Raw genomic sequence first — 3,602 nt, 5'->3', positions numbered from 1 at the left:
GCCCTGACCCTGCCCGGCATCTGCTGGCCTTTGCACGCAAGCACGGGCGATCTGGCCGTGACCGGCCCGCACATCACCGGCCATTTTCACGCGGGCGCGGGGCTGGACGCCACCATCGGCTGCGATAGGCTGGCTGCTGCGCGGCGGCGAAGGCGCGCCCGCCAGCGGCAGCCCGATGTCCCTGGCGCGCAGCGCCGCCATCGCCCACGCCGTCTACACGCCGGAAGTGCGCCACCCGGTGGAAGTGGGCGCGGAACAGGAAACGCATCTGGTGCAATGGCTGTCGAAACGCCTGGGCACGGCACTGCAGCCGCCCGCCCTGTCGCCACTCGGCTTTCAATTGATCGGCGGACGCCTGCTGCCAGGCGATGGCGACGGCCCCGTGGCCCAGTTCATGTATGAGGATGGCAAAGGCCAGCGCCTGACGCTGTATGTGGCGAAAGAACGCGCCGGCAAGCAGGAAACGGCCTTCCGCTACACGCAGGAAAAGGACCTCGGAGACCTCGGCGTGTTTTACTGGATCGACGGCCAGCTTGGCTATGCGCTGTCGGCGAACCTGCCCAGGCAGGAACTGGGCAAGATCGCCAAGGCCGTGTACGCGCAGCTGGACCAGCCACGCTAAGTGAAGCTGGCCGCGCGCCGCTGTGCGCGTGCTCCGGCCAGGTGGATCAGGCCCGCCAGCATCCCCAGCCCAATGCCAAACACGGCCACGCCCGTCCAGCCATAGCGCTGCATCAGCCAGCCGCTGATGGCAACGCCGACGGCGCCGCCGATGAAGGTGGCCGTCATGTACAGGCTGTTGATGCGCCCCTGCGCAGCGGGATCGACGGCAAAGGCGCGCGTCTGGTTGGCCACCAGGGCCGCCTGCACGCCGATGTCGAGCACGATGACGCCGATCACCAGCAAGACCAGCGACGAGGCGGCGCCGGCCAGCAGCAGGTAGGACAGCGTGACGATGGCGATGCTCAAGCCGATGACGGTGCGCGAACCGAGCTTGTCGGTGGCCCTGCCGCCCAGGGTGGCGGCCAGCGCACCGGCCGCGCCGATGATGCCGAAGGCGCCGGCCCAGGCGCTGCCCAGATGCCATGCGCCGTTGGCCAGCAACGCCGCCAGGTTGACCCAGAACGCATTGAAGCACGCCCACAACAGGGCCTGGACCAGCATCGATTCACGCAGGGGCCGGTGGTCGCGCGCCAGTGGCCACAGCGACGCCAGCAAGCCAAGATAGGACAACTCGCTGCCCGGTTTCCCGCGCGGCAGCAGGGCCGCCGCCGCGATCCATACGGGCAGCATGAAGGCCGCTTCCATGGCGTACACGGCGCGCCAGCCGAAGGCTTCGCCCACCACGCCGGCCACCGTGCGCCCCAGCAGGATGCCCACCATGATGCCGCTGACGACCATGCCGACGGAGCGCCCCCGTTCGCCGGGCGGCGACATGCTGGCGGCCAGCGGCACCAGCTGCTGCGGCACGCAGCTGACGATGCCCAGGCCAAACGAGGCGCCGATCAGTGGCCAGATACCGGGCGCCAGCGCGGCCGCCAGGGCGAACAGGCCTGCCAGCGCGATCTGTCCCAGCACCAGGGTACGCCGGTCGTAACGGTCGCCCAGCGGCAGCAGCAGCGCCAGCCCTGTCGCAAAGCCCAGCAGCGCGGCGCCGGCCACCAGGTTGACGGCCGCCAGGTCGACGCCCAGGCCCGCCTGGATCAGCGGCAGGATCGGCTGGGTGCAATAGATGTTGGTGATCACCGCGCCGGCGATCACCGCCATCATGAGGATCTTGCCGCGCGGCGCGGCTGGCACACCGTCTGGCGCCAGAGGGGGGTGGGGCATGGGGCGCATGGCGCTCTCCTTTCAGGGTGCCACGGCGACATGCCATGGCGAAGGAGTCCAGCTTACGTACTTGCACCAGCAAAGAGAATCCCCTAATATCGAGAATCATTCTTCCATATTTTGATAGTCCTCACAGGGGAGCAAGCGATGGACAGGCTCGAATCCATGGGCATCTTGCTGGCGGTGGTCGACGCGGGTAGCCTGTCGGCGGCCGCGCGCCAGCTTGGCATGCCGCTGGCCAATGTCAGCCGCAAGGTGGCGGCGCTGGAGTCGCACCTCGGCACGCGCTTGCTGCACCGGACCACGCGCCAGCTGTCGCTGACGCAGGCGGGCGGCGCCTATGTGGCCGCCTGCCGCCGCATCCTCGACGAAATCGGCGAAGCGGAGCGCACGGCAACGGGTGAATATGCGACGCCGAAAGGCGAGCTGACGATCACGGCGCCCGTCGTCTTCGGGCGCTTGCACATCGTGCCCGTGGTGGCGGCATTCCTGGCCCAGTATCCCGAGATCGAGATCAAGCTGGTGCTGACCGACAGGGTCATGCATCTGATGGACGAGCAAGTGGACGTGGCCGTGCGCATCGGCGAACTGCCCGACAGCAGCTTCGTGGCGACGCGCGTCGGCACGGTGCGCCGGGTCGTCTGCGCCAGTCCCGCCTACCTGGCCAGGCATGGCACGCCAGCCATGCCGGGCGAACTTACCGCGCATGCCTGCGTCAGTTTCGAGGTGCTGGAATCGCGCCGTGCCTGGGACTTCGGCACGGGCAGATCAAGGCAATCCGTGCCCGTGCATTCGCGCCTGGCCGTCAATACGGTGGACGCGGCGATCGCCGCCGCCACCCTGGATGCGGGCCTGATCCGCGTGCTGTCGTATCAGGTCATGGACGCCTTGCGCGACGATGCGCTGCGCATCGTGCTCGCACCGTTCGAGGCGGCGCCCTTGCCCGTCAGCCTGCTGCACAAGGGACAAACGCCGCTGCCATTGAAACTGCGCGCTTTCTTCGATTTCGTCACGCCGCTGCTGCGCGCGCGCCAGCTGAGCATAGACTGAACATCGACTGAACATCAAATGAGCCTCAGCCCAGCGCACGCTGGAGTTGCGCATACGCCTCAACCAGCCGTTCCTTCGAATAGCCGCGATTGAGCCCGCTCGGGTTGGGCAGTATCCACACGCGCGCGCCGCCGAAGCGCTCCGGCTGTTCGCCCCAGCCTATCGTGCGCTGGCCCGTCATGGCCGCATACGCGGCCTTGCCCAAAAAGGCGATCCATTGCGGCTGCGCCAGCGCCAGCTTTTCCAGCAGGCCCTCCGCCGCCTGCGCGAATTCATCCGTCGCCACCTGATCCGCCCGCTGCGTCGGGCGCCCGACGGCCGCCGTCAGGCCGATGCCAAATGCCAGCACGCTGCTGTCGTCCTGCGGCGCCACCTGGTGCGGCGTGAAGCCGGCCAGGTGCAACACGGGCCAGAAGCGGTTGCCACGACCAAGAAAATGGTGGCCGGCGATGGCCGCGTCCGCACCGGGATTGAGGCCGCAAAACACCACCCGCAAACCGGGAGCGAGGATATCGGGCAAACCCGGCGCTGTTGTGCTGTGTGACATGGATACGCTCCTGTGCAAGGAGCTGCAGTATAGAAGAATGCGGCCAGCCTCACCTGCCACACCTACTGGTCAGCATTACGCCACTGCGCCAGCTGCAGCAGGGCCGCCAGGCCAGCCACCGCCGCCGCGCCCAGCGCCAGCGACCACGCCGGCCAGTCCAGCAACAGCAGCACGC

General features: G+C 68.1%; 4 protein-coding genes. 2 read left to right on the top strand and 2 right to left on the bottom strand.

The window, feature by feature from the left end; translation table 11 throughout:
• Positions 1-175: 175 nt before the first annotated feature.
• On the top strand, positions 176-622 hold the full coding sequence (locus JaAD80_RS31815) for an anti-sigma factor (protein ID WP_374755292.1): 447 nt from the start codon (positions 176-178) through the stop codon (positions 620-622).
• Here JaAD80_RS31815 and JaAD80_RS29710 read toward each other — a convergent pair.
• The gene (locus tag JaAD80_RS29710; RefSeq protein ID WP_102299754.1) at positions 619-1,839 is read right to left on the bottom strand and encodes an MFS transporter; all 1,221 of its coding nucleotides are present in this window, start codon (positions 1,837-1,839) and stop codon (positions 619-621) included. The genes JaAD80_RS31815 and JaAD80_RS29710 overlap by 4 nt on opposite strands.
• Before the next feature lie 138 nt (positions 1,840-1,977).
• On the opposite strand from JaAD80_RS29710, the gene JaAD80_RS29705 reads away from it, so the two are divergent.
• Entirely contained in the window at positions 1,978-2,880 is a 903-nt protein-coding gene (locus JaAD80_RS29705; RefSeq protein ID WP_102299753.1) for a LysR family transcriptional regulator, read from the top strand.
• Positions 2,881-2,905: 25 nt separating this feature from the next.
• Here JaAD80_RS29705 and mug read toward each other — a convergent pair whose 3' ends face one another.
• Positions 2,906-3,427: a G/U mismatch-specific DNA glycosylase gene (gene mug / locus JaAD80_RS29700; RefSeq protein WP_102299752.1), complete on the bottom strand. Its 522-nt coding sequence runs from the start codon at positions 3,425-3,427 to the stop codon at positions 2,906-2,908.
• Positions 3,428-3,602 lie beyond the last annotated feature (175 nt).

The organism is Janthinobacterium sp. AD80 (genome assembly GCF_002878455.1).
Taxonomy (GTDB): domain Bacteria; phylum Pseudomonadota; class Gammaproteobacteria; order Burkholderiales; family Burkholderiaceae_D; genus Janthinobacterium.
This window is presented reverse-complemented; position numbering and strand designations above follow the sequence as displayed.